General features: G+C 45.4%; 26 protein-coding genes and 3 pseudogenes. 20 read left to right on the top strand and 9 right to left on the bottom strand.

Annotated features, from left to right (window positions below):
- Positions 1-127: 127 nt before the first annotated feature.
- The 4 genes from ACKTT2_RS35905 to ACKTT2_RS35890 all read left to right on the top strand — a co-directional run bounded on the left by ACKTT2_RS35905 (position 128) and on the right by ACKTT2_RS35890 (position 2,780).
- Complete coding sequence (locus ACKTT2_RS35905) at positions 128-571, top strand: YybH family protein (RefSeq protein ID WP_407895759.1); 444 nt, start codon at positions 128-130, stop codon at positions 569-571.
- A gap of 46 nt (positions 572-617) precedes the next feature.
- Entirely contained in the window at positions 618-1,364 is a 747-nt protein-coding gene (locus tag ACKTT2_RS35900) for an SDR family oxidoreductase (protein WP_407895758.1), read from the top strand.
- A 70-nt stretch (positions 1,365-1,434) separates the two neighbouring features.
- Positions 1,435-2,316: an NmrA family NAD(P)-binding protein gene (locus ACKTT2_RS35895; RefSeq protein ID WP_407895757.1), complete on the top strand. Its 882-nt coding sequence runs from the start codon at positions 1,435-1,437 to the stop codon at positions 2,314-2,316.
- Between the two features lie 62 nt (positions 2,317-2,378).
- Positions 2,379-2,780 carry an oxidoreductase gene (locus ACKTT2_RS35890; protein ID WP_407895756.1) on the top strand — a complete coding sequence of 134 codons (402 nt, stop codon included), beginning with the start codon at positions 2,379-2,381 and terminating at the stop codon, positions 2,778-2,780.
- Positions 2,781-2,879: 99 nt separating this feature from the next.
- Here the strand turns inward: ACKTT2_RS35890 and ACKTT2_RS35885 are convergent, their stop codons facing one another.
- Positions 2,880-3,506, bottom strand: coding sequence for a Uma2 family endonuclease (locus ACKTT2_RS35885; protein ID WP_407895801.1), 627 nt, complete (start codon positions 3,504-3,506; stop codon positions 2,880-2,882).
- Positions 3,507-3,689: 183 nt separating this feature from the next.
- Here ACKTT2_RS35885 and ACKTT2_RS35880 point away from each other — a divergent pair.
- Together ACKTT2_RS35880 and ACKTT2_RS35875 are read left to right on the top strand one after the other, a co-directional pair.
- Positions 3,690-3,812 (top strand): annotated as a pseudogene (locus ACKTT2_RS35880) (DUF6888 family protein); the annotation flags it as partial.
- Entirely contained in the window at positions 3,809-4,000 is a 192-nt protein-coding gene (locus ACKTT2_RS35875; RefSeq protein WP_407895755.1) for a DUF6887 family protein, read from the top strand. The pseudogene ACKTT2_RS35880 and the gene ACKTT2_RS35875, both read left to right, overlap by 4 nt.
- A 231-nt stretch (positions 4,001-4,231) precedes the next feature.
- Here the strand turns inward: ACKTT2_RS35875 and ACKTT2_RS35870 are convergent, their stop codons facing one another.
- The 3 genes and pseudogenes from ACKTT2_RS35870 to ACKTT2_RS35860 all read right to left on the bottom strand — a co-directional run.
- Entirely contained in the window at positions 4,232-4,774 is a 543-nt protein-coding gene (locus ACKTT2_RS35870; protein ID WP_407895754.1) for a hypothetical protein, read from the bottom strand.
- A gap of 167 nt (positions 4,775-4,941) precedes the next feature.
- Positions 4,942-5,658, bottom strand: a complete 717-nt coding sequence (locus ACKTT2_RS35865) for a chromophore lyase CpcT/CpeT (RefSeq protein ID WP_407895753.1) — start codon at positions 5,656-5,658, stop codon at positions 4,942-4,944.
- 106 nt (positions 5,659-5,764) lie between these two features.
- Positions 5,765-5,917, bottom strand: a pseudogene (locus ACKTT2_RS35860) (Uma2 family endonuclease); the annotation flags it as partial.
- A 612-nt stretch (positions 5,918-6,529) separates the two neighbouring features.
- Between ACKTT2_RS35860 and ACKTT2_RS35855 the strand changes: the two are divergent.
- From ACKTT2_RS35855 to ACKTT2_RS35845, 3 genes are all read left to right on the top strand, one after another.
- Positions 6,530-7,171 (top strand): (2Fe-2S)-binding protein, encoded by a 642-nt coding sequence (locus ACKTT2_RS35855; protein ID WP_407895752.1) that lies wholly within the window; start codon positions 6,530-6,532, stop codon positions 7,169-7,171.
- A 68-nt stretch (positions 7,172-7,239) separates the two neighbouring features.
- A complete protein-coding gene (locus tag ACKTT2_RS35850) occupies positions 7,240-9,738 on the top strand; it encodes a xanthine dehydrogenase family protein molybdopterin-binding subunit (protein ID WP_407895751.1) in 2,499 nt (832 codons plus the stop codon).
- Entirely contained in the window at positions 9,735-10,796 is a 1,062-nt protein-coding gene (locus ACKTT2_RS35845; RefSeq protein WP_407895750.1) for an FAD binding domain-containing protein, read from the top strand. Before ACKTT2_RS35850 ends, ACKTT2_RS35845 begins: the two co-directional genes overlap by 4 nt.
- An 86-nt stretch (positions 10,797-10,882) precedes the next feature.
- Here ACKTT2_RS35845 and ACKTT2_RS35840 read toward each other — a convergent pair whose 3' ends face one another.
- The gene (locus ACKTT2_RS35840; RefSeq protein ID WP_407895749.1) at positions 10,883-11,545 is read right to left on the bottom strand and encodes a Type 1 glutamine amidotransferase-like domain-containing protein; all 663 of its coding nucleotides are present in this window, start codon (positions 11,543-11,545) and stop codon (positions 10,883-10,885) included.
- Between ACKTT2_RS35840 and ACKTT2_RS35835 the strand changes: the two genes are divergently transcribed.
- From ACKTT2_RS35835 to ACKTT2_RS35825, 3 genes are read left to right on the top strand one after another with little or no spacing between them, the layout of a single operon-like run.
- Positions 11,544-11,783 (top strand): hypothetical protein, encoded by a 240-nt coding sequence (locus ACKTT2_RS35835; RefSeq protein ID WP_407895748.1) that lies wholly within the window; start codon positions 11,544-11,546, stop codon positions 11,781-11,783. The genes ACKTT2_RS35840 and ACKTT2_RS35835 overlap by 2 nt on opposite strands.
- Positions 11,784-11,801: 18 nt before the next feature.
- Entirely contained in the window at positions 11,802-12,089 is a 288-nt protein-coding gene (locus tag ACKTT2_RS35830; RefSeq protein ID WP_407895747.1) for a DUF4258 domain-containing protein, read from the top strand.
- On the top strand, positions 12,086-12,310 hold the full coding sequence (locus ACKTT2_RS35825; RefSeq protein ID WP_407895746.1) for a type II toxin-antitoxin system MqsA family antitoxin: 225 nt from the start codon (positions 12,086-12,088) through the stop codon (positions 12,308-12,310). Before ACKTT2_RS35830 ends, ACKTT2_RS35825 begins: the two co-directional genes overlap by 4 nt.
- 130 nt (positions 12,311-12,440) lie before the next feature.
- Here ACKTT2_RS35825 and ACKTT2_RS35820 read toward each other — a convergent pair whose 3' ends face one another.
- From ACKTT2_RS35820 to ACKTT2_RS35805, 4 genes are all read right to left on the bottom strand, one after another.
- On the bottom strand, positions 12,441-12,611 hold the full coding sequence (locus ACKTT2_RS35820; protein WP_407895745.1) for a hypothetical protein: 171 nt from the start codon (positions 12,609-12,611) through the stop codon (positions 12,441-12,443).
- Positions 12,612-12,678: 67 nt separating this feature from the next.
- On the bottom strand, positions 12,679-13,083 hold the full coding sequence (locus ACKTT2_RS35815; protein WP_407895744.1) for a type II toxin-antitoxin system VapC family toxin: 405 nt from the start codon (positions 13,081-13,083) through the stop codon (positions 12,679-12,681).
- Positions 13,080-13,343 carry a hypothetical protein gene (locus tag ACKTT2_RS35810; protein WP_407895743.1) on the bottom strand — a complete coding sequence of 88 codons (264 nt, stop codon included), beginning with the start codon at positions 13,341-13,343 and terminating at the stop codon, positions 13,080-13,082. Before ACKTT2_RS35810 ends, ACKTT2_RS35815 begins: the two co-directional genes overlap by 4 nt.
- Positions 13,344-13,520: 177 nt before the next feature.
- The gene (locus tag ACKTT2_RS35805) at positions 13,521-13,757 is read right to left on the bottom strand and encodes a type II toxin-antitoxin system HicB family antitoxin (RefSeq protein WP_407895742.1); all 237 of its coding nucleotides are present in this window, start codon (positions 13,755-13,757) and stop codon (positions 13,521-13,523) included.
- Between the two features lie 180 nt (positions 13,758-13,937).
- Here ACKTT2_RS35805 and ACKTT2_RS35800 point away from each other — a divergent pair.
- From ACKTT2_RS35800 to ACKTT2_RS35765, 8 genes and pseudogenes are all read left to right on the top strand, one after another.
- Positions 13,938-14,009 (top strand): annotated as a pseudogene (locus ACKTT2_RS35800) (DUF433 domain-containing protein); the annotation flags it as partial.
- A 16-nt stretch (positions 14,010-14,025) separates the two neighbouring features.
- Complete coding sequence (locus ACKTT2_RS35795; RefSeq protein WP_407895741.1) at positions 14,026-14,235, top strand: DUF433 domain-containing protein; 210 nt, start codon at positions 14,026-14,028, stop codon at positions 14,233-14,235.
- Positions 14,236-14,538, top strand: a complete 303-nt coding sequence (locus tag ACKTT2_RS35790; RefSeq protein WP_407895740.1) for a DUF5615 family PIN-like protein — start codon at positions 14,236-14,238, stop codon at positions 14,536-14,538.
- A gap of 217 nt (positions 14,539-14,755) precedes the next feature.
- Entirely contained in the window at positions 14,756-15,742 is a 987-nt protein-coding gene (locus ACKTT2_RS35785) for an aldo/keto reductase (RefSeq protein WP_407895739.1), read from the top strand.
- Positions 15,743-16,206: 464 nt separating this feature from the next.
- Positions 16,207-16,743, top strand: coding sequence for a (2Fe-2S)-binding protein (locus tag ACKTT2_RS35780; RefSeq protein WP_407895800.1), 537 nt, complete (start codon positions 16,207-16,209; stop codon positions 16,741-16,743).
- Between the two features lie 5 nt (positions 16,744-16,748).
- The gene (locus ACKTT2_RS35775) at positions 16,749-17,747 is read left to right on the top strand and encodes an FAD binding domain-containing protein (protein WP_407895738.1); all 999 of its coding nucleotides are present in this window, start codon (positions 16,749-16,751) and stop codon (positions 17,745-17,747) included.
- Positions 17,744-20,056, top strand: coding sequence for a xanthine dehydrogenase family protein molybdopterin-binding subunit (locus ACKTT2_RS35770; RefSeq protein ID WP_407895737.1), 2,313 nt, complete (start codon positions 17,744-17,746; stop codon positions 20,054-20,056). Before ACKTT2_RS35775 ends, ACKTT2_RS35770 begins: the two co-directional genes overlap by 4 nt.
- Positions 20,057-20,328: 272 nt before the next feature.
- Positions 20,329-21,513, top strand: coding sequence for an MFS transporter (locus tag ACKTT2_RS35765; protein ID WP_407895736.1), 1,185 nt, complete (start codon positions 20,329-20,331; stop codon positions 21,511-21,513).
- Positions 21,514-21,571 lie beyond the last annotated feature (58 nt).

The raw sequence follows: 21,571 nt of genomic DNA, 5'->3' as shown, positions 1-21,571 counted from the left end.
CGTACCTCTAAAGATAGATTTCGCTATTATAAGACGCAGCGTATTGAAATTTTATTTTTGATACGATACGTTATGTATAGATAAGAAACCAAACGGCAAATACAACTACATCAAGGGAAGATTCATAATGAACACATCCAACAGAGTTGAAGAAAATGCAGAAGAAGCTACAATTCGGCAGTTAACTGAGCAATGGTTTAAGAACTGGAGTCCAGAAGATAAAAAGTTTGATATCGAAAAACTGCAACCGCTTTTTGCTCAAGGTGAGGGTGAACTGCTCGTTTTCGATGATATTAGTACTCAGGTGGTTATCCTTCATAGTTGGGATGAGTACCGTCGTACTTGGGAGCCTTTCATGCAGGAGTTTGCTTATTGGGCTATCCGACCAGAAGGTGAGATTCAGGTAATAGTAGAAGGTAATCTTGCGGTGACTACTTTTACTTTCGTGGCACAGGGACGATACTTTGACGGTCGTGAAATTACACCCAAACAACACGCAACCCATGTTTGGCGAAAACAAGCAGGTAGGTGGGTAATTATACACGAACATCTGACTGTTGGTGGAAATTAAGTAAGCGTTGTTATATCAGCATTTTCAAAGTAGTGGAGAGGTAAATATGAACGCAGATCGACTCAAGAAAATTGCACTTGTGACTGGAGCAAACAAAGGTATCGGATTTGAAATTAGTCGTCAGTTGGCTAAGCAAGGTATTACCGTGTTGCTGGGCGCACGAAATGAACAACAAGGAACTGAAGCTGCAACAAAGCTATCTCATGAAGGGCTAGATGTTCGGTTTATCAAGTTTGATGTGACTGATGAAGCTACAATTAGGGAGGCTGCTAAGTTTATCGAAGAGCAGTTTGGCAAGCTGGATATTCTCGTTAACAATGCAGGAGTCAATCTTGAATATGGTGCTTCCGTACCAACTCCGAGCCAAGTTAGTCTTGATACGCTCAGGCAAACTTTTGAAATTAACTTCTTCGGTGCAGTAGCTGCAACACAAATATTGTTGCCCTTAATTCGCAAGAGCGAAGCAGGACGTATCGTGAATGTATCAAGCAATCTAGGTTCGCTCACACTACACAGCGATCCTAGCTTCGACTGGTATGACGTGAAGCAGCTTGCTTACGATTCGTCGAAAACAGCGCTTAATGCTTTCACAGTTCATCTTGCCCATGAACTTAGAGATACCAACATCAAAGTCAATTCTGCTCATCCTGGTTGGGTTAAAACTGATATGGGATCGGATGCGGCGGATTTGACAGTTGAAGAAGGTGCTGACACTCCTGTATGGCTAGCGACTTTGCCAGATGACGGACTAACTGGCGGCTTCTTTTCCAAAAAACAACCCTTGCCTTGGTAGCGAAATCTCCTCGTTAAAACGGAGGGATTCTCACCCTCCCATGCTGTTTTTGATAGAAGGATATCAGTACATGAGTATTCAACCTACTATTCTCGTTCTTGGTGCAACAGGAAAAGTTGGCAATGAAACAGTACGCCAACTCAAAGCCATAGGTGACAGTCGGGTCATAGCTGCTGTTCGTTCACCTGAAAAAGCTACACAATTCAAAGACCAAGGCATTGAAACAGTTATCTTGGATTTAGATAACCCAGAAACCTTACTCCCTGCTCTCCAAGGAGTCGATCGCGCCCTTCTCCTTGCGGGTTATAGCGTTGATATGCTGCGTCAAAGCAAACGATTCATTGATGCAGCTTCAACCACTGGTGTGCGGCACATTGTTCATATTGGTGCATCTGGCGCACCAACCAACGAAGTAGCGCACTGGGGTTGGCATCAGTTAATTGAAGCCTACATTGAACGAAAAGGTTTTAGTTACACGCACCTACGCCCTGAAGCATTTATGCAGAATGTTACTGGACCAGGGTATCGCTGGTTAGATGGTAACGTGATTCGTCACTATGTCGGAAATGCTCGTTGGAGTTGGATTGATTGCAATGACCTTGCCCTTGTTGCCGCACACGCCTTACTTGAAGCAGATAAATACGCAGGGCAAATTATCCCATTGGGTTACGATGCTAAAACCTTTGATGAGATTGCACAAATTCTGTCTGAAGTCGTTGGCAAGCCCTTCTATGCTGAAGCTCGATCACCTGAAGAGTTCTTAGAAAATGCACTCAAAGCTGGTGCGGATGAAGCATATATGACCTGCGTTTATACCCAATTCAAACTCAATATCGCTGGTGCTATTCCCAATGCGGATGCAACATTTGATAACTTTGAGGCAATTACAGGACGGAAGGCAACCACTTGGCGAGAATTTGCTCAAAGGTATAAACAAGAACTTGATTACTAATACTACTTGCAGAGTTTGTTGGGTTTCGTTCCTCAACCCAACCTACGTTGATAAATTTGTTCTTGCCGCATGATATTGAAGAAACCGATACGGAGGCTATTTACCCTTACTTAGCCCAACAACTTTCTTTACTCGATTTAGCGTATTTGCACGTGCAACTACCACTGGTGAACTTTGGCGATCAACCCAACGCACCGTTTGATGTCGCAAAACTGATTCGCCCGCACTTTCGCGGTTCCACGATCGTGGACGGTAGCCTCGATCGCGAACAGGCGATTGCCCGACTTGAAGCCGGAGATGCCGATTTAGTCGCCTTCGGACGTGCCTTTCTCGCCAACCCCGACCTGCCGCAACGCTTGAGTAAAAATGCTCCTCTTAATGAAGTTGATTACAGCACATTTTACACCCCAGGAGCAAAAGGCTACACCGACTATCCCACGCTAGCAGAACTGCAAACAGCTTAATTTTAAACTTCAAAAACTGATTGCAGTTGCTCCTAAATAGGTCGTCACAAAGGGCGCTAACTAGTTAGGAGCGTAACTAGCGTCATTTGTCAATGCACCTCAAAAATTAATGCGACGATAGATTTCAGTCAGTGGAATTTCTACGTTTAAACTGTGCAGAACGATCGCCTGCTCGAGGTGAGAGTGAACTTGCCATAACCAGCGATCGTTACTGTTACGATCCTGTTTGTGATACTGCTCAATATAGGGTTCAGTTTGGCTCACAAGCAGATATTCATCAAAACTGGCAATAGAGCGATATTTTCTGAATTTTTCGCCTCTATCGTAGGCTTCAGTAGAGGGCGATAGAACTTCGACAATCAGTAAAGGATTGAGAATTTCATCATTGCGTTCGGCGCTTCGCCGCAGCGCTTCGCTATCGCCATTGAACTCTGGGAAGCCATTAACAACCATCAAATCGGTATAAGTACCACACTGATATTCAGGAATCCAAACTCGCAAGTCACTGTTATACAAACGAAAATCGGTGTCTCTCAGCAAAAACCCCAAGTAAATTAAAAAGTTGCTGGCAATTGCACTGTGGGCTTCTGAACCTCCCGACATAGTAATAATCTCTCCGTTGTGGTATTCATGGCGTTCTGGGTTGGTTTCTTCCATAGCCCGATACTCGTCTAATGTCAGGCGAGTTGCGATCGCATCTGGGGAACTGGTTTGAGCAAAGACCACAATCAGACCTCTTGAATAATTAGCTCTAAAACTATTATCAGCTTCGGGTTGAAGAATTGCCATTGCGCTCCGGTATGAATATAATAAAATATAGCAAAAACCGAGGTAATGGAGTCTGATAATTTGCCAACTGTAGCACAATCTATTCAATTTGTTATTCTTTGTCAGTAGTTATCTAATGGTTATCAACCTATTAATATTTTTCGTTATGACTCCAAATTAAAAACGATTTATATTCAAGGATGTACTAATGATGAAATCGCGTTAATCATCTATTCTGATGGAAATTGGATGTTTTGCTCGTGACTGATTTAACTCAAATGACAGTAACAGAATTAAAACACTATTTATCGGAAAATCGCAGTGATGATGATAAATTTAGTGAAGCATTAGCAGAATTATTAAAGCGCGCTCCCAATCCTGTAATTTATTCTAAAGATATGCCTTTAGAAGAGCAAGAACGAATCTTTATGGAAAAAATCACAAAACATTAGCTCTTGTAGTGCGCTCGCGGCTTGTGTAACGACAGTCTTAAAAGTCAAGCACTCGCCTGAAAAGTAAAGTGCGCTCGCACTTCTTGTAACCATGCATCAAGAAAACACTCTGATAGAATGTGCGATCCCTCTGTAAACTCAATCTTGCGTAAATGCCTCTTCTAAGAAGCCAGATGTGCTTCTATTGTCACCCGGACGAGAACTTGTCTGAGTCACATAAACCGACACAAACTAAAAGGTGTTCCCTAGCACGGGTTGCTGCAACATAGCGATCGCCACTGTTAACTGCTGCGGTGTACCCTTTATCTGAGAAGGGTCAATAATGAGTTCGACCTGAGTCTGGATTAGCGTTCCTCGATCGTCTTTGAGAAAGTGATTTTTGCCTGTACAACGAACTGCTTCAGTAAAGACGTGGGTTTTGATGTGCCAACTATTTGTATATTCTGAATTATTCCAAATAGAATTTTCTGTCCAATTAAGTAAATCTTCGCTCAGGAAAGCACGCGCTACTGCTGGAATATTCGCACCGCCAGACCACTCATGTACTAGGTATAAAAGTCCATCTTGCTCTTGCCTTGATTTGAACTTAATTTGTCTGACTTTTGGCATATAAGACACAAGTTCCGTTAGCTTGTCTCGATAAGTGGCATAAACCAAAGGACGAGGAAAGGGGATATGGGCATCAATGGAGATCGACATGGAAAATGGTGCTGTAACGAAAGGGGTAGCGTTATTTAGGTTGTAGTTAAGAAAGCTTTCAGTTGCTTCTATCAAAATGGATACTTACCGCCTAAATATCACAGGTGTTACAAGTTTAACAGTATCTGAGAGAACCACGCTCAAAGCTTTAGTGGTAATGCGAAACACCCGCCAAAGGAGATCGCACTACAAGAAATGCAAATGACTCATAATTCGGTAGTTTGCATGGAGATTGTAGCTTTCTAGGTTGATTTGTGTTTCACTTTTCCTGAAACTGCTGTGACTGTACCCACCAGACCAAGAGCTAGAATTCCTAAGATCGAGGATGGTTCAGGGATAGGATTAATTCTGCGAAATTCGATTGGCGTGTTGACAATCAAATTACCGTTAGCGTTAAAAATTTGGTCTAACGAGTTAACACCGTTCTCAAAGAAAGTTACGTTGGAGACTACTTTGCCACCAGTACTCGTTGGGCAACCATTTGGGGCATTAGTGCCTATGTATCGGTTCGGTTCCCACTGGAGTTCGAGGTTACAGCTTATCGTAGCTATATTGCTCGTGTTAATAATTCGTTGTTCCTCTAGTTGATTGCACAACCCACGTAAAGTATCACTGTTGAGAAAGCTACGAACGCTGAGATTGACTCCGGAATTTCCCTCACTAAAAGAATAAAAGCTGATGCGCTCAAAAGCAGTGCTGTTCTGTTCTAGATAAATGTTCTGCGTGTTGGCACTTGGGTTGCCATCGGTTAGTTTCACACTACAGTTGGACATGGTGATAAGTGGAACAGTAGGGTTATTCGCCACCTGTTGAGCATTATCAAAAAAACCCGCAAACCACTGCGCCACTTCCTTAACCTGTGTCGAAAATGGCGGAGCAGAAGCAACAGCACGACTTTGTTGAGGAACTATTAATACGGAAAATAAAAATGTCAGAGAATAGATCTTTAGTTTATTCATATTTCATTGAATGTGTTATGTGCTCCAGTTTACAATCAAATTAATTGAACAAGGCGCTTGCGATCGCTTCTGGAGAAAGGTGTTGGGTAGTGAAGATTTGAGTCAGTACAAGTGGAGACATGATTTCTACTATTCTATTGTCGTAGGCAAGTCTGGTGTTCCGCTCCGATCCCATGTCAGCCAGTATACTTTTGAACGTTTGCCAGCTAATATTTTCAAGTAGGGTTCTAGTTTCTGCAGGTGTTACGGTTGTAACCATAATGAAAGTCTCTCACCTCAATTGTTATTTTTCTTCTTTTCTAATTGATATAGCAATCCTAAATCATTCATAAGAAATTTCCGACTCCTCCAGCGAATATAATTCGCGACTATACAAACCAACTTCACCTACGTGAGCTTTAATACAATAACCTTTGCCCGTCAGATTTTGTCTGTATAGTCGCGATTTCTAATAGCTAAGGCTAAATAAATTTAGACATCGATTTTGTCTAACTTTTCTACGTATTTTCTCACAAAACATTTAGGATTGCTATAGGAATCCTAAATGTTTTATGAAAAACTTTAAGTACTGTTAGGTAGGCAATGCCCACAAGCGCCCTGTCAAGGTGGATCAAAACTTTAGGAAATGAATAGCTTTCTCACCTCTTCCCTGGAGCGTACTCTGCGCCTGGAGTGGTTAAATAAATGACTTTTGAGGTGCAGAGTACGCTCCAGAGCGCGGAGGAAAAAGAGGAGAAATTACCGCCTGAATCAAAATCAACGGCTGTCATTTTTCTGTCATATTCATTCGCGATAATTAAAACAGTGAGATCTAGCAATTCGCATTCCTGGGCGTTACACGCACTTAACAATCGAATAGCAGTGAGGAACAATGACAAAACAGGATAAGCCTGAAAATAGAAAACATAGCGGTGTTACTCGTCGCGGATTTTTCAAAAGGGCAAGTTTCACCGTAGCTAGCGCTGCGATCGTAGATTCTGGTTTGATGGATACCAAAGAAGCTACAGCCGCACCTTCGAGCTTTGTTGGTCCGGGACGCACGCCGATTCAACTCCGCATTAATGGAACGGAGCGTCGTGTGGAAGTCGAACCTCACAACACCCTTGCGGAAGTGTTGCGCTTCAAGCTAGGTTTGACAGGTACAAAAGTAGTGTGCGATCGCGGTTCCTGTTCGGCTTGTACAGTCTGGTTGGATTCAACACCTGTGTGCTCGTGTATGATGCTAGCTGTTGATGTGGGCGATCGCGCCATTACTACTATTGAAGGACTCGCCAAGGGAGAAGACTTACATTCCGTACAAGCAGCATTCATTGAATACGATGCTCAGCAATGCGGTTATTGTACCCCAGGGATGGTAATGAGTTGCGCGGCTCTGCTGGCAAGGAATTCAAACCCCACACTTGAAGACGTACAAGCGGCAACAAGCGGTAATTTGTGTCGCTGCGGTACTTATCCCAAAGTTTTTGAAGCAACCCTCGCTGCCGCCAAGTCCATTCAAAGTGGAAGGAGTTAAAGGTATGGCGTCACTGGTCACTGGTCACTGGTCACTGGTCACTGTTCAAAGTGGAAGGAGTTAACAATATGGCTCCCAATCGTAAGCTTAAGAAAAATAGAAAGCGTTATGTTATTTTTATGGCTTCTGCCATCGCTACAACTGTTGCAGACGCCGCAGCAAAAAGCCATGCTCAATCAAGCTCATCTACCCTAGGAAGGATGACAACTCTTGCTATTGGTATTCCAGGGGTGAACATAAGTCAAGTTCAGAGAGAGATCCCACCGGATGAACCGCCACCACTGCCTCCCAACGCCGAACTTTCCGTAATTGGCAAACGCACTCAGCGTTTGGATGCTCGCCTTAAGGTGACAGGAGCAGCCCGTTACACATCAGATGTGCAGTTGCCCGGTATGCTTTATGGAAAAATGTTGCGATCGCCTTATCCCCACGCCCGTATTCGCTCCATCGATACAAGTGCTGCAGAACGCTATCCTGGAGTACGTGCCGTGCATATCCTGGATAGGGTTGTAGGAGGCGCAACAGAGCGCGATCCCAAACCCGTTACACCCGGACAACTGCCCCTCATTCGCTTTGTCGGTCAGCCCATTGCAGCTGTAGCTGCAACAACACCAGATGCTGCAGAGGAAGCAGTGCGATCGATCCGAGTTGAGTACGAGCAATTGCCCTTTGTTGCAGATATGGAAGCAGCACGCCAGTCCAACGCACCCCTCGTTTTTCAAGGACCAACAGAACAAGCAGGTACGGGTGGCGGTGGTGGAGCACCCAAGGGATTACCCCAACGCGGCAATGTGCGAGGACCAGTCAAAGAAAATTTGTTTGGAGGGTCGCGTGGTGACGTTAAACAAGGGTTTGCTGAAGCAGAGGTGACGGTCGTTGGGGAATTTCGCACGCAAGTACAGACTCATTCTGCCTTGGAAACCCATGGCATTGTAGCCGATTGGAAACCAGAAAGCTTGACAGTTTATATCTCCACCCAAGACACTGCAGGTGTGCGTAACGAGCTTGCAGATGTGTTCGAGTTACCAAAAAGCCAGGTGCGCGTTATTACAGAATTTATGGGTGGTGGCTTTGGAGCTAAATTTGGAATAGGTAATTACGGTGCTGCCGCGACATACCTCTCAAAAAAAGCAGGTGCGCCCGTGCGTTTGATGCTCGATCGCAAGGAGGAGCATCTCGCCGTTGGCAATCGTCCGGGTACAATGCAAAAGCTGCGTATCGGAGCCAAACGGGACGGAACGCTCACCGCCATCAGTCTCAGTGCTTACGGGACGGCGGGTGTTGGATTGGGAGCAGGGGTTGGCAACATCGCCCAAGTCATGTACAAATGCCCAAACTTCGATTCAGAACAGTACGACGTTCTAATCAATGCTGGACCGGGTGCTGCCTTTCGCGCACCGGGCAATCCCCAAGGTGCGTTTGCTCTGGAGCAACTGATTGATGAACTCTCCGAACGGCTCCAAATAGACCCATTAGCGCTGCGTGACAAAATTGATGAAAGTCCCACACGTCGCGAACAACGCCGTATCGGAGCCGATCGCATCGGTTGGAGTCAGCGACACGCACCAGGTGCCGACTCCGGATCGATTAAGCGGGGTATTGGTATGGCACAGTCTTTTTGGCCCCGCATCGTTGAAATGGATTCATCTTGTGAAGTGCGAGTTTTGCGCGATGGCTCAGTTGAGGTGAGGTCAAGTGTCCAGGATATTGGCACTGGCATTCGTACCGTGTTGGCGCAGGTGGTTGCTGAAGAGTTCGGTTTACAAGCAGCAGACATTACCGTGCGAATTGGTGATACCATGTTCCCTGTAGGACCGGGTTCGGGCGGTAGCAAAACCACTGGCTCAATCACACCAGCTGCTCGCAATGCTGCCTATCGCGTCCGACAACAAATGCTACAACAAGTTGCGCCTGCTCTAGGAGTGAATGCGGATGCTTTAACGATGAAAGATGGGCGTATCTTTGTGAGTGCTGCGCCATCGAAAGGGCTATCGTTTCGCGAAGCCGCAAAAAAACTGCCAACTGAGCAAATTGCAGTCACAGCAAACCGCAGTGAAGACTATGGTGGTTTCCAAATCAAAACTCCTTCTGGAGATGGCTTCAGTCATGGGGGATTAGGTGGCGTGCAGTTTGTTGAAGTGTCAGTTGATACGGAAATAGGATTGGTGCGAGTTGAACGTGTCGTAGCCGTCCATGATTGCGGTCGTCCAATCAATCCATTGCAGCTAGAGAGCCAAATTAATGGCGGTATTCTTCAAGGCACATCATGGGCGCTTTACGAGAATCGGCATTTGTGCCAAAAATCCGGGGCGATGGTCAACGCGAACTTCGACCAATATAAAATTCTTGGTTCCCGCGAAACTCCAAAGATAGAAATTCTCTTGTTGGAAGATTATCAGGGACGTAGTTCTACTGATGCAGGTGGTATCGGAGAACCAGCGATTATCCCAACGGCGGCGGCGATCGCCAATGCCATTTATAACGCAACTGGTGTACGCTTGCGGGATTTACCAATGACACCAGAGCGAGTACTAGCGGCTTTAAATGCATCAAGGAGGACATCATGAAGCGCTTTGAATGGACAAATGCCTCTACCATCAATGAGGTCGTAGCGCAAATCAACAGTACGGTTGCTGATGCTACAGTTGCTGCTACTAGCCCTATGGCTGCTACTAAGAACAACCAAACCGCAAATAACACGGTGATTGTCAAAGCAGGAGGCATCGATCTACTAGATTTGTTAAAAGAAGGATTGGTGACACCATCGCGAGTCATCAACATCCGCACCCTTCCCAACATGGATCGCATGAGTGCAGATGCCCAAACTGGGTTACGCATCGGACCTCTAGTCACACTCGCCCAACTGAGCATAGATCCGGCAGTACGTCAAGGTTATACTGCCCTTGCTGAGGCAGCAAGTCATATCGCCACACCACAAATCCGCAACGTTGCTACCATTGGCGGTAACCTCTTACAACGTCCGCGCTGTTGGTATTTCCGCTCCGAACAGTTTCGCTGTTTGAAGCGGGGAGGTAAGGAATGCTTTGCTATTGAAGGGGAACACAAGTATCATGCTATTTTTAATAATGAGGTTTGCCCTTGCGTGCATGCTTCTACAGCTGCAACAGCACTCATTGCTCTGGGTGCTCGATTGGTATTAACGAGTCCAAAAGAAGTACGAGAAGTTGCACTGGAAGAGTTTTTCGTTACACCGGAAAAAGACGTGCTGCGGGAAAACTCACTTCAGCCTAACGAGTTAATTACAGAAATCCGGGTACCTGCACTAGGGGCAAACGTGCGATCGGTGCATCTCAAGCAGGGTGAGAAAGAGTCTTATGATTGGGCGATCGCAGAAACTGCTGTCGCGATCGAGCAGTCTGGTGGACGCTGTACAAAAGCTTCTATTGTGCTGGGTGCAGCTGCTCCCGTACCGTTGCGTGCTCGGACTGCGGAGGCTGTTTTAATTGGCAAACCGATTAATGAAGAGACGGCGCGTGTAGCAGCAAGAGCCGCAGTGCAAGGCGCAAAGCCGCTCTCACAGAATGCGTACAAAGTGCCTATTTTTGAGGTGTTGGTGCGTCGAGCGATTCTGCTTGCAGCCTCAAATGCTGGAGGAACTCGTTGAATGTAGAATATATTGCAGCTACTCCTATTCCGCTTGAAGATTACTTAAGAATCTAGTCAATGGTACACACACGCTTTAAGCATAACTCATAGGTTTTTTGGTGTCATGCTAACAACATTGCCAACCAACGTAACCGTTTCACCAGCGACTACAATCCCATCCCCATCATGACAGCCGTATAGCACTCGTTGCTGGTGGTTGGTATATGCCTGCATACGGGCATAGTTTTCTGGAGTATCTTGTACGTGCGGCACAAAAGCAAAGTCTACTAGACCTAATCCCTGATAGATAGTAAGTGGTGCATACGGCGTATCACCACAGAGTTCTGCTGAGGTTACTTCTTGTGTCATTATAATTGCCCCAGCTGAAATGCCAATTAACACGCCTTGACGGAGAGCATACTCACGCAGCCGAGTCATCAATCCGCGTTGCTGGAGCCAGTACAAGAAGTAATAGGTATTACCACCAGATAAATGAATCGCATCACAGGCGAATAACTCATCAAGAAGGTCGGGTTTGTATGCCACATCAAGTTCAACGTAGATTGCAAGTTCGAAACCATACTGTTGATAGTACTTTTGTTCTGCATTAAAGTACTGTCGTTTTGGATCGCTTGATGAGGAAATGTAGCCAATGCGTGCTGTGGTCGCATCCAAGAGTTGAAGTAGATACCGATCCACCTGCTGATTTGCTGCCATCGCCCGATCGCTGTAGAACACCAATTGTCGCATAAGACTTCCTCGTTTCATGACTCACTTGCTGACATTATTGGATGGTTTACTCACTGTTGCTACTATATTGCACCCAACTGAGAACCGCTATATTTACCATGCAACTGGCAAACGTATCCGCGATTTGCCTATTACCCCAGATAAGTTACTGTTGTTTTTGCATCCGCAGCAACTTAACCATACAATCTTTGATGCCACTGTACTATCACCCAACACTCCAACCCTGGCACTGTCTGAGGTGACAGATGGACTGTGACCAAGATAAAATAAATTTATGTATTGTCAAAATCTAGTTTTTTCCCGTCATGCTATCCAACAAATGTTTTATCGTCGAATAAGTAAAAAGGAAGTAGAAGCTGTGCTCGTTTATGGAGAAGTGATAGAAGAAAATCCTGATGACACACCATTTCCCAGTTATCTAATATTTGATTTTGTAGAAGGTAAACCAATTCATGTTGTATGTTCCTACGATGAATCTACAGATACAGGTTATGTGGTAACAGCTTATATTCCCGATAGGAACATTTGGTCAGATGATTTTAGAACTAGGAGAAAATTATGAAATGTGTTATTTGTAAGAATGGACAACTTCAACCTGGTTTTGTAACTGTGACTTTAGAAAGAGACGAATGTATTGTTGTCATTAAGAAAGTTCCAGCAGAAGTGTGTGATAATTGTGGAGAATACTATTTAAGTGATGAAATTACTGAACAAGTGCTAGACAGGGCAGAAGTTGCTGTTAATAATGGAGCAGAGGTTGAGATTATTAGGTATGCAGCATAGGTTTAATTTGTTAAAGAAAATAATTCTGTAGAACCACAAAATTTTTGTCATTTTTTTTGAACGACAAATGTTTCTCAGTCTTGCTTTTTTGTAATGAAAATCAAGTTCCCTCCCCTTTCCAAGGGGAGGGTTAGGGTGGGGTAAATTTGAAACTAAAACTTGCATCATTATCTAGTTTAGCTTTAAGTTTCAGGTAGTCTTGGAGCAGTGGAGTACCGAGTGCTGTTGCGATCGCAACCGCTCGCTTGCAATTCTCTAATGCTAAATCCAAGTTCCCTATTTGATAATAAAGTTCTGCCAAGTTGTAAAGCTTACAGAGTTAGTCTGTTACTTTCATCCTTTAGCCTTCATACTTCAGCTTTTTTATACTAGGGAGTTGTAGTGGTAATCAATCTTACATGAGAATAAGTAAGAATATTGCCATCATTAGTCATTAAAGGACAGTCATAAGTCCTTGCAGTAGCAACGATAATTCTATCAGCAGGATCTTTATGAAATTCCCCAGGTAAGGAGTAAGATTCAATGGCGATCTCAGGGGTAATAGGAATTAAAAGGATTCCTTCTTCAGCCAAAGCTATAGAAAACCACTCGTTCAATGGCTTAGGAAGAACTAAACGACCTTGATTGACTAATCTTGAAATTTCCAGAAGACTAATCGTTGATATTCCTATCCCATTAGGACGAGAGTTTTCAATAATTTCTTTCTGCAAATTTGTAAGTTGGAGGGAGTCTTGGTTCCACCAAATCCAGATATGGGGATCAAGAATAATCATTCCTTTTCCATATCCCATTCATCAGCAGGGAGTCCTGACTCTTCGGGAGTTCCGTAGAAGACAAAAGGTTCTGTACCAGCCAAAGCAGGCTTACGTTTTGGCTTAGTTTCTGTATCTTTAATAATAGAACTAAGCTTTTCTCTTATGACTTCATTGAGAATTTCGGAAGCCAGATCTTCTACAGATATCTGTTTAAAAGCTGCAGCTTTAATCAAAATCTGTTGAGCCTCCTGACTAAGATGAATATTTGTAGTGAGCATAATTACTATCTCCTAATTGCATGATTCTTGCTCGCACTTATTATTCCGATCTATTAGTCGCGCTTTGTTAAAACAACCACCCTCGTCGTTCTACTTAAAGCGCATTTATTATAGTATACACTAATCTCCCTCGCTCATAACATAAATATTCTTTAGCTTTAACACTGGGAAAATTATTCATGCCAAGATACTTAATGGCTTAACAATTAAATCTTCTTTAGGAATTGGTTGATTATCAGCCCTTAAACTTTCAAGATATAATTCAATAGCTTCTGTAATATTCTCAATGGCTTCTTCAAAAGAATCTCCTTGAGAATGACAACCTTTTAGGGTAGGACAAAAAGCGTGATAACCTCCATCTGATTCTTTTTCCAAAAGAACTGTGTAATTGTAAATTTGTTTATTGTTGTCCATATGTTTTCAACTTGTTTGCGATATACCTACTTTAGCAGACTAGGAAACGTTATAATTAACTACTCTTTTCCCACTTAAAGAATACCTAATTTTTTGGCGTTGCTGAATTTGGATATGAATCACATTTTAGTAAAGCTATTAACATGGTGATATCGTTTTTTTTAGCCCATACCCCAAATCATGACAGACCAACAATTACTAGAACGTATAGTCCTCAATCCAAAAGTACTAGCAGGAAAGCCTGTAATTAGAGGAACCCGCTTAAGCGTTGAGTATATTCTTAACCTGCACAGCGAGTGGTGCAAATTTTGCAGAAATTCTCGAAGAGTACGAAGGGCTGAGTCCCGAAGATGTTCGAGCTTGTATTCTGTTTGCTAGTAAATCACTATCGAATACAACTTTTATGCCATTAGCTGTAGAAAATACTTGGATGCGCTTTCTAGTAGATGAATGTACGGGGTCAGTTGTTGCTCGTTGATTGCGCGACCAAGGTTATGAAGTTTTCTCTATGTATGATGAAGCGCGAGGTATAAGCGATGACAACGTGCTACAAAAAGAATTTGTCGAAAATTGGATTTTAATTACCAACGATAAAGACTTTGGTGAAAAGATATTTCGAGAAAGTAGTTCCCACAGAGGTGTAGTTTTTTTGCGCCTGGAAAATGAACGGGCTGTCAATAAAATCGAAACGCTTAGACGATTACTGGAAAATTATGCAGATAGACTGCCCGAGCAATTTGTGGTTGTCACGGAGAATAGAGTGAGATTTGCATCTGTTTAAATCGCAAGCTTGGATGTGCAGGATGTTGCTTAAATTGGCTGTCATTTTTCTGTCACATTTAGCAATTAAGCTAAGAATCAGCTGTTTTTTTGCAAGTTGCTTGAAATTTGCCTTCCTGAGGTTACATCATTCTATTGAGGTCTAAGGTTAAAAAACCTTACTCAGCGACAAGTCTGCTGTAACAGCAATGTATCCATCACCTTAGGAGAAATCAGACATGAAAACACGAAAACTCGGAACACAAGGATTAGAAGTCTCAGATATCGGACTCGGCTGCATGGGTATGAGTTGGGCATATGGCAGTAGAGATGAAGCTGAGTCAATTCAAACAATTCACCGAGCTATTGAGCTAGGGATTAACTTTTTGGACACCGCTGAGGTTTATGGACCGTTTACCAACGAGCAATTGGTGGGTCGGGCTATCAAAGACCGTAGGGATAAAGTCATCATTGCTACTAAGTTTGGCTTTAAGATTGATGAAAGCGGTAAGATAGCTGGTGTAGACAGCACGCCAGAAAATGTTCGGCACGTTTGCGATGCTTCTTTACAAAGGTTAGGAGTTGACTACATTGACTTGTTCTACCAACACCGGGTTGATAAGACAGTGCCAATTGAAGAAACCGTTGGTGCAATGGCTGAGTTAGTGGAGCAAGGTAAAGTTCGCTACTTAGGATTATCAGAGGCAAGTCCAGAAACTATCCGTCGCGCCCATGCAGTCCACCCCATTAGTGCTTTGCAATCCGAGTACTCTCTTTGGGAACGGAACCCAGAAAAACAAGTTCTGCCAACTGTACGAGACTTGGGAATTGGTTTTGTTCCCTACAGTCCACTCGGACGTGGCTTTCTTACAGGGCAGGTCAAACGGGCTGAAGAGTTTGCTGAAGATGACTATCGTCGGCATGACCCCCGTTTTCAGGGTGAGAATTTTGAATCCAACATGAGAATTGTCGAGCAGGTTAAGCAGATTGCTCAATCCAAGGGGGCGACACCCGGACAAATTGCATTAGCTTGGTTATTGCACCAAGGCAATGATATTGTACCTATCCCCGGTACGAAACGCAAGGCATATGTTGAGGAGAATGCAGCAGCAGCTGAGATTAGCTTGAGTGCCGAGGAATTGGCACAACTCGATCGAGTTGCGCCTGTAGGAGAGACATCGGGCGATCGCTACGCTCCACAAATGATGAGTCTTCTTGATAGATAACTATGGGGGGTGCTTGCCTACAACGCTCTTTATGACAATCCCTCTTCCCTACTCCCCACTCTCTATTCCCTATTTTCCAGATCTACGGTGTACATACAAGTTGGCTTTACCCCCCTTAATCCCCCCTTATAAAGGGGGGAAACTGGAAATCAGTTCCCGGACCTTTGCAAGGTTCCACCTCATCTCCTTCCTCCTAGGCGTCTTGGTGGGTGAAACTGGAAATCAGTTCCCGGACCTTTACAAGGTCTGGGCTAGGGAGGGGTAAAAAAATGCTAAAACCTCGGTCTATTAGTTATTTCATACTTGTGTGTACACCGTAGATTTTCCAGATAGAGCAAAATTGTATCAAAGACAGCAAGAATGAGAAAGACACAGTATCCGTCAAGCTTCTAACATGAAGAATGCTCCTTTGAAAAGAATAGGAGAAATTCGTTTTGAGCGATCGCTTCTCAATACTCGATCAAATCCCTTTACCACATTCAGTACCTGCTGCTCCTACGCCTGTAGTAGGAACTATTTCGGTTAAACTAGATGTTAACGGTACAGAACATACTTTGCAAATCGATCCGCGTGTCACTCTACTTGACGCGCTTCGGGAATATATCGGTTTGACAGGTACGAAAAAGGGCTGCGATCATGGGCAGTGCGGTGCCTGTACTGTGCTAGTTGACGGTCACCGGATCAACTCTTGCCTAGCGCTAGCCGCCTCATACGAGGGCGAGCAAATCGTGACGATTGAGGGGTTAGCTGACGGCGAAGACTTACACCCCATGCAAGCTGCCTTCATTCAGCACGATGGTTTTCAGTGCGGTTACTGCACTCCAGGACAGATTGTGTCTGCTGTGGGATTGCTAGCGGAAGGACACGCCGAAACTGATGCCGATATTCGCGAACAAATGAGTGGTAACATCTGTCGCTGCGGCGCTTACTTGAATATCTTGGCAGCAATCCGTGAAGTACGCGACAATGCCTTAACACATCAAAATAGTGAAGTGAGGTAGCACTGATGCAGCCATTTACTTATGTCCGTGCTGCAAATCAAGATGACGCGATCGCAATCGTCACCCGCGAACCGGGAGCTATGTTTATTGCGGGCGGTACGAATATGCTTGATTTGATGAAGGAAGGCGTACACGCACCCGATCGACTGGTGGACATTCGCAAACTTAGCGCAACGGAAGTTGTGACCAGAAACGATGGTGGCATTCGCATCGGTGCAACTGCACGCAATAGTGATGTCGCGTACCATTCCCTCATTTGCGATCGCTATCCTGTTTTGTCAGAAGCTATTCTCGCTGGAGCTAGCGCCCAACTGAGAAACATGGCAACTGTAGGTGGCAACCTCATGCAACGGACTCGTTGCTCCTACTTTCACGACACTGCCTTCGCCTGCAACAAACGTCAGCCCGGATCGGGGTGTGCTGCACTCAACGGATTTAACCGTATCCACGCAATTCTCGGTGGCAGCGATCGCTGTATTGCCACGCATCCTAGTGATATGTGCGTTGCATTGGCTGCACTTGATGCAGTCGTACAAACGCGATCGACTAGAGGTGAGCGCAGCATTCCTATTGCTGACTTTCACTTGCTACCTGGTGATACGCCTCATCTGGAAACAGTGCTCGAACACGACGAGATAATTACAGCAGTTGATTTGCCTGCCCTTCCATTTGCTTGGCGATCGCATTACTTGAAGGTGCGAGACCGCGCCTCTTATGCCTTTGCCCTCGTGTCAGCTGCCGTAGTACTTGAAATAGAAGGTGAAGTCATTAACAATGCGCGTGTTGCCCTTGGCGGCGTCGGAACTAAACCGTGGCGATCGCCAGAAGCAGAACAAGTGTTAGTTGGTGCAAGAGCCAATGAAGAGACTTTCGCAAGAGCATCTGATGCAGCAACGCAAGCAGCCAGCCCGCGTCGGCACAACCACTTTAAAGTTGAATTAGCAAAGCAAACATTACAGGATGCTTTGAAGACAGTAGCAGCAATGGAAAGAGGTCAACTATGAGTGCAGGTGTTAGTTCGCCTACAGAAGCAAGGGAGCAAGTTGTCGGTAAGCCCATTAACCGCGTTGACGGACGGCTTAAAGTCATGGGAGCAGCTCGTTACTCAGCAGAGTTTCCCTTTGAGAATCTAGCTCATGCTGTATTGCTCCAGAGCACCATCGCTAAAGGTCGTATTGTTAACATCAACACTACGGATGCAGAGAACGCATATGGCGTGCTATGTGTTATTACCCATTTAAATGCCCCAAAGCTCAATGAATTTGAAGGTGGAAACCCGCTCAAAGGCAAGCCTGGTGAAAAATTTGTGCCGCTGCAATCTGACCAAGTTTACTACGATGGGCAAAACATTGGGATTGTCGTTGCTGAAACGTTAGAACAGGCGAAGCACGCCGCCTCACTCGTCACGGTCACTTATGAGGAGGAACAGCCAACTATCGAAATAGAACAGGGGTTATCGCAAGCCTATCAACCCTCTGACTTCTTTGGAGAAGAGTTGCAAGTACAACGGGGCGATGTGAAGACAGCAATAGCTGAGGCAGATGTCACTGTGGAAGCAACTTACACGACTCCCATCGAACATCACAATCCAATGGAACCTAGCGCGTCTACGGCTGTGTGGGATGGCGATTGTCTGACGATTTATGATGCAACACAGTGGGTCTTTGGCACCCAACAGGTGGTCGCTTACGCCCTTGGTATCAAGTGCGAAAACGTGCGTATCATCTCGCATTTCGTTGGTGGTGGGTTTGGTTGTAAAGGATGGACGTGGTGGCATTCGATATTGGCTGCGATCGCGGCACGTAAAACGGGACGTCCAGTCAAACTTGTACTCACACGCCAGCAGACCTTCACCTCCTGCGGTCACCGTCCGCGCACAATTCAGCAGATCGTGCTTGGTGCGAAACCTAATGGAGAACTCACCGCCATCCAGCATATAACAACTTCACAAACATCTGAGGTTGACGAACACGTTGAACCCTGCGGATTGACAACTCGCATACTTTATGCATCTCCCAATCTAGAAGTCAAGCACAATCTCGTCCAAGTCAATACGGGTACACCGACTGCAATGCGGGCACCCGGAGAAGCACCTTGTACGTTTGCGCTGGAATCGGCAATGGACGAGCTAGCCTATGCATTGGAAATCGATCCGGTTCAACTTCGCCTGATTAACCATGCCGATGTGAATCCGCAGACGGGTAAACCTTGGTCAAGCAAGTACCTCAAAGATTGCTACCGCATGGGGGCAGAACGATTCGGCTGGTCGCGCAGAAATCCGACTCCCGGCTCAATGCGCGATGGCGACGAGCTTATCGGTTGGGGAATGGCAACTGCAACCTACCCCGGATACCGCTCTCCTGCGTCGGCAAAAGCGCAACTCTTTGCTGATGGACGGGCTGTGGTATCGAGCGCAACGCATGATATCGGTACAGGCACTTACACCGTCATGACGCAAATTGCTGCTGATGTGCTCGGGCTTCCCGTTGAACGAATTGAGTTCAAACTTGGTGATTCGTCAATGCCGAACGCTCCCCTTGCAGGTGGATCTCAGTCAGCCGCCAGTGTAGGACCTGCGGTAGCCGGAGCAGCAGAAGCAGTGCGGAATCGGGCGATTGAATTGGCAATTGGCGATCGCACCTCCCCTTTGTATGGAGTCGCACAAGCAGACGTTGCGACTGCAAACGGACGAGTCTTTCTTAAAGGCGATTCATCCAGAGGTGAAACCTACGCAGAAATCCTTCAACGCAATAACTTACCAGCGCTCGAAATAGAAGCAACGGCAAACACCGCTTCTATGGAAACCCAACAAGAAGCACGTAACCCAGCTGTTAGAATTTGTGCAGGTAAAGATGAAAATGCCGATTTGCAGCAATATGCGTTTCAATCCTTTGGCGCACAATTTGTGGAGGTGCGCGTTAATCCCCGTTTAGGTCGGGTACGAGTCAGCCGTGTTGTCAGTGCGATCGATGTCGGACGTATTCTTAACTACAAAACGGCACGCAGCCAGATTATGGGCGGAGTCATCTTTGGGATAGGCATGGCGTTGATGGAAGAGACTGTCCTTGACCCGCAAAGCGGTCGCCTTGTTGTACGGAACTTGGCTGATTACCACGTACCCGTTCATGCCGATATTGGAAAGATTGAGGTGCTGTTTGCGGACAAACCCGATCCACATATCAGCTCCTTAGGAATACGTGGTGTTGGCGAAATTGGCATTACTGGTGTTGCAGGTGCGATCGCCAATGCCATATATCACGCAACAGGGAAGCGCATTCGCGACTTGCCAATTACCCCAGATAAGCTGCTATAGGGAGCAACTCACATGAATGGGTCTACAGATAATGCTGTGACAAACTAAAAAAATAAAAATGTGTAGGTTGGGTTGAGGCGAGTGCGAAACCCAACGAAGCCGACAAAATGTTGGGTTTCGTTCCTCAACCCAACCTACTAATATTCGAGAGCCCTTGCAGTATTGGACGTGGGGGATCTTACAGCCCGTATGTATCAACATTAAAGTGAAATGGTATTAGATGGAGTCTCCAACAGGTTACCAACTTAACTCTTCGCGGGATAAACAAATTCATGAGCCAGCCGATTAATTCGCCTCTAGTCAAAATGACGCTGCTCTTTGTCAGCACTCTAGCTGTCATGGCAAGCGCCACAATCGCTCCTTCACTCCCAATCATGCGAGAACATTTCGCTGACGTCGATAATGTAGACTATTGGGTTAGGTTGGTTTTGACCGCGCCATCTCTTTTCGTTGCGATTGGAGCACCCTTTGCAGGTTTCATGATTGATAGCATAGGGCGCAAAACCTTGTTGGCAATTACGTTAATAATGTACGGATTGGCTGGCAGTTCAGGCTTATGGCTGAATTCCATAGGACTCATCTTAGTGGGGCGGGCGCTGTTAGGTTTGAGTGTGGCTGGGATTATGACTACCGCCACGACGCTGATTGCTGATTACTACACAGGTACAACCCGTGCAAAATTTTTGGGGTTGCAAGCGGCGTTCATGGCATTAGGGGGAGTCGTGTTTCTCTCAGGCGGCGGCTTCTTAGCCGAAGTGAACTGGCGCATGCCATTTCTACTTTATTCAGTTGCTTTGCTACTTTTGCCACTTGTTCTGCTGATTTTGCCGGAACCTAGACGTAACAGTCAGTCATCAGGGCAACAAAGTAGTTCTCAAACTCAGGCTGTTAGCTTCCCGTTTGCACTGGTAGTGTTAACTTATACGATCGCGTTTTTAGCTCAAGTGGTCTTTTATATGGTACCTGTGCAGTTACCCTTTTATCTACAAGCTTTAACAAATGCCAGTGCTTCTCAGAGTGGACTAGCTATTGCCCTAGCCACTTTGTTTGCTGCTATCGGCTCTATCTTGTATCAACGCATCAAAGCCCGCTTAAGCTTTATGAGCGTTTACGAGATAGCTTTCTTTGGTATAGGAGTTGGATATGGGCTGATCTGCTTTGCAAACGGCTACGGGATGGTTCTACCGGGACTTGCGATCGCGGGTTTTGGACTTGGCTTGCTGTTACCGAATATGAATCTTTGTCTAACCTCGATCGCACCTGATACTCTACGCGGACGAACTTTAGGCGGATTGACAACCTGCTTTTTCCTTGGTCAATTTATCTCACCACTGCTAAGTCAGCCATTAAGTCAGCTAGTAGGATTGAGAGTAGCTTACGGACTGGCTGGTATTCTGGTAATAGTTCTCGCTTTAGTCACTTTTGTCGTTATGTCTCGGCAGAAAAGATTGGCATAATCAATGTGAAGAAGAATGCAGCTTAGGCAGAACTCAGAATACAGAACACTTGTAAGGG

Source organism: Scytonema hankhaensis NUACC26 (genome assembly GCF_045865695.1).
In the GTDB taxonomy this organism is placed as follows: Bacteria; Cyanobacteriota; Cyanobacteriia; order Cyanobacteriales; family Nostocaceae; genus Scytonema.
The sequence above is the reverse complement of the archived record's forward strand: the minus strand, read 5'-3'. Positions and strand labels throughout refer to the sequence as shown.

Coding starts and splice junctions, on each gene's coding strand:
- ACKTT2_RS35840 (WP_407895749.1), bottom strand. CDS start 11,545: ATGAAACGAGGAAGTCTTATGCGACAATTGGTGTTCTACAGCGATCGG.
- ACKTT2_RS35770 (WP_407895737.1), top strand. CDS start 17,744: ATGAGTGCAGGTGTTAGTTCGCCTACAGAAGCAAGGGAGCAAGTTGTC.
- ACKTT2_RS35845 (WP_407895750.1), top strand. CDS start 9,735: ATGAAGCGCTTTGAATGGACAAATGCCTCTACCATCAATGAGGTCGTA.
- ACKTT2_RS35765 (WP_407895736.1), top strand. CDS start 20,329: ATGAGCCAGCCGATTAATTCGCCTCTAGTCAAAATGACGCTGCTCTTT.
- ACKTT2_RS35815 (WP_407895744.1), bottom strand. CDS start 13,083: ATGATTATTCTTGATCCCCATATCTGGATTTGGTGGAACCAAGACTCC.
- ACKTT2_RS35850 (WP_407895751.1), top strand. CDS start 7,240: ATGGCTCCCAATCGTAAGCTTAAGAAAAATAGAAAGCGTTATGTTATT.
- ACKTT2_RS35835 (WP_407895748.1), top strand. CDS start 11,544: ATGACTCACTTGCTGACATTATTGGATGGTTTACTCACTGTTGCTACT.
- ACKTT2_RS35785 (WP_407895739.1), top strand. CDS start 14,756: ATGAAAACACGAAAACTCGGAACACAAGGATTAGAAGTCTCAGATATC.
- ACKTT2_RS35895 (WP_407895757.1), top strand. CDS start 1,435: ATGAGTATTCAACCTACTATTCTCGTTCTTGGTGCAACAGGAAAAGTT.
- ACKTT2_RS35810 (WP_407895743.1), bottom strand. CDS start 13,343: ATGCTCACTACAAATATTCATCTTAGTCAGGAGGCTCAACAGATTTTG.
- ACKTT2_RS35775 (WP_407895738.1), top strand. CDS start 16,749: ATGCAGCCATTTACTTATGTCCGTGCTGCAAATCAAGATGACGCGATC.
- ACKTT2_RS35830 (WP_407895747.1), top strand. CDS start 11,802: ATGTATTGTCAAAATCTAGTTTTTTCCCGTCATGCTATCCAACAAATG.
- ACKTT2_RS35825 (WP_407895746.1), top strand. CDS start 12,086: ATGAAATGTGTTATTTGTAAGAATGGACAACTTCAACCTGGTTTTGTA.
- ACKTT2_RS35855 (WP_407895752.1), top strand. CDS start 6,530: ATGACAAAACAGGATAAGCCTGAAAATAGAAAACATAGCGGTGTTACT.
- ACKTT2_RS35865 (WP_407895753.1), bottom strand. CDS start 5,658: ATGAATAAACTAAAGATCTATTCTCTGACATTTTTATTTTCCGTATTA.
- ACKTT2_RS35900 (WP_407895758.1), top strand. CDS start 618: ATGAACGCAGATCGACTCAAGAAAATTGCACTTGTGACTGGAGCAAAC.
- ACKTT2_RS35805 (WP_407895742.1), bottom strand. CDS start 13,757: ATGGACAACAATAAACAAATTTACAATTACACAGTTCTTTTGGAAAAA.
- ACKTT2_RS35905 (WP_407895759.1), top strand. CDS start 128: ATGAACACATCCAACAGAGTTGAAGAAAATGCAGAAGAAGCTACAATT.